The following is a 3,100-nucleotide window of genomic DNA, read 5'->3' on the forward strand; positions in this document are numbered from 1 at the left end:
ACTTATTCTTAATGAACCCAGCCGGGATTCTCTTTGGGCCAAATGCCAGCCTGAATGTACCCGCAGATTTTACCGCTACCACCGCCACATCTATTGGCTTTGGCAATAATAATTGGTTCCAATCTATTGGCGACAATAACTGGGCAAACCTAGTCGGCAATCCCAGTGATTTTAGCTTTGATTTAGCCCAACCTGGATGGGTAGTTAACTTTGCCGACTTAACCTTAAATTCCGGGCAAAATTTAACCTTATTAGGTGGCGGCATTCTCAACAGTGGAAATCTATCCGCACCTGGAGGAAATATTAGTATTGCTGCCGTCCCTGGGGAAAGCATCGTTAGAATTAGTCAGCCGGGGAATATCCTAAGTTTAGATATCGCCACACCGGGATTAAATCAAGGAGTAATTAATCCTCTATCTCTACCAGAACTATTGACCGGGGGCAGTCAAATTCTTGACGCCACTGAAGTGCAACATAACCCTGATGGGACTATTACTTTAACCAGTTCAGCAGTCACCATAGACCCGAATTCTGATACGGGGTTAGTATTAGCTGCTGGTGACGTGACAACAGAAACTAGCGGTCAGGTAAATGTTTTAACGAATGGCGGAAACATAATCCTAGACCAAGTGAATAGTGACAAGGTTAATATCAATGCCAATGGCGGAAATATTACTCAGGTTAATAGCGATTCTTTAATTAATGCCAGTGCAGTTCAACTCCAAACAGTAGGGGAAGGAGGTATTGGGTTAGAAACCGAACCTTTGCGTCTGGAAGCGAATAATTTAGAGGCAACGGCTGGCAGTGGTGGCGCAATTTTTTATGTGCCAAATGGCGATATCACTGTTGGCGGTGTCACTGACGAATTAACCGGAATGTCTATCACTGATGGCGGAGATTTCAGCCTGCAATCAATGGGAAATATTACGGTCATTGAGAATATTTCTACATCTGATGATATTCAAAGTGGGGATATCACTTTAACCAGTAATGCTGGTGCGATTGATACCACTGGCGGGTCACTCAATACTAGCTACAATTCTTACGATGAAGGATATGCCGGTTCTATAACCTTAACTGCCGAACAGGATATTTACACAGGTGACATTAAATCATCTAATTTCTTTCCGCAAGGTGGTGATATCACTTTAACCAGTAATGCTGGTGCCATTGATACCACTGGCGGGTCAATTAATACTTGGTCTTTGTATGGAAATTCCGGTTCTGTGACAATCGCTGCTGAAGGCGATATTCATACAGGCAGCATTACATCCTATAATATCGGATCACAAGGTGGTCAGATTACTATGACCAGTAATGCTGGTGTCATTGATACAAGGGGTGGGTCACTTAATACTTCGTCTGATGAAGGATATGCCGGTTCTGTCAGTCTAACTGCCGCTGCCGATATTCACACAGGTGACATTGAATCATCGGCTTCTGTGGGCTATGGTGGCAATATCACCTTGAAAAGCGGTGGTGGTATTAATACAACTGGCGGATTACTGAATAGTTCGGCAGAAAACTCAATACAAACTGACGCATCTGCCGGTTCTGTGAGCTTAATTGCCGTAGGCGATATTTACACAGGTTACATATCTTCAGAAAGCAAGGGGCAAGGTGGGGATATCACTCTGACCAGTACGGGTGGTGGCATTGATACGGCTGGGATCAACAGTGGATCTAGTGGTTTAGGCGGATCTGGAGGCGCAGTCAATTTAACGGCTGAAGGAGATATTCATACAGGTTCCATTCGGGCATCAGGTTCCTATAGCAATGGTGGGGATATCACTCTGACCAGTACGGGTGGTGGCATTGATACTACCGGAGGGACACTCGATACTGGTACTGAACACGAAAGTACCGCAGGTTCCGTAAAATTAGATGCCGCAGGCGATATTAACACAGGTTCCATTAATGTAGATAGTTTATTAACCGCTGGTGGGAATATCACTCTGATCAGCAATAGTGGTGCCATTGATACTACCGAGGGGACACTCAATGTCTCGTCTCAAGAAGGAAAAGGCGGTTCTGTAAGTTTAACTGCCGCAGGCAATATTCAAACCAGTTCGATTAATTCATCTTCTCTGAACGTTGTTGGCGGTAAGATCACTTTAGAAAGCAGCAGCGGATCTATTGACACCAGCGCTGGTCAAATTGACTCTCATGCTGAGGAAGGTTCAGCAGGCCATATCGAGATTGATGCCAGTGGAGATATTCTTACAGGGTTTGTAAGTTCTTATAGCCAAAGTTTGTCGGCTGATTCTTACAGCGGAAATATTTGGATCACCAGTCATAATGGCAGTATTGACACCAGCGCTGGTCAACTTGATTCTCATTCCCAGGAAGGTTCAGGAGGCCATATCGAGATTGATGCTAGTGGAGATATTCGTACAGGGTTTGTAAGTTCTTATAACCAAAGTTCTTCGGCTGAATCTTACAGTGGAGATATTTGGATCACCAGTCATAATGGCAGCATTAATACGACAATTGGCAACTTATCTGGGGAAGCCCAAATTAGTTCCAACGATGACGTATCTTCTGTTGAAGTCGCATCAATATTTAACAATGACCAAGCTAATCTTGCATCTTATGCTCAGAGCGGCACAGGGGGCAATGTAATTCTCAAAGCGAATGGTGATATTACCACCTCTCACATCAGCACTTTTGGGTCACAAAGCAGTGGCAATGTCAATATCATCAGTAACAATGGCGCAATTAATACCGGGGTAATCTTCTCTTTTTCCCAATTGAACAATGCTGGTGATGTTACTCTGAATGCTGCGGGTAATATTAGTACCTCTCATATTAGTGCTTGGGGAAATCAACAAGGAGGAAATATTATCATTGATGCGGGTAATATTGCTGGTCAACTCAATAATGATAATCCCTGTGAATGCGTAAATCTTCTGGGTACAGAACCCACTCCTAGTTTCAATATTGGTTCCGCAACGATTCAATCTTTTTCTCAAGTCGGTCATGCGGGGAATGTCACAATTACCACCAGTGGCGATACGAACCTAGGCGGTGATGAAAATCGCCATGCCATTCGCTCTGCTGGATACACCGAAGGCGGTGATATTAGTATTTTCAGTTTGGG

At 44.0% G+C, this 3,100-nt stretch carries 1 pseudogene; it reads left to right on the top strand.

Annotated elements, in window-relative coordinates:
• Positions 1 to 3,100, top strand: a pseudogene (locus AM228_RS34695) (S-layer family protein); the annotation flags it as partial.

This window comes from Planktothricoides sp. SR001 (assembly GCF_001276715.1).
GTDB classification, from domain to species: domain Bacteria; phylum Cyanobacteriota; class Cyanobacteriia; order Cyanobacteriales; family Laspinemataceae; genus Planktothricoides; species Planktothricoides raciborskii.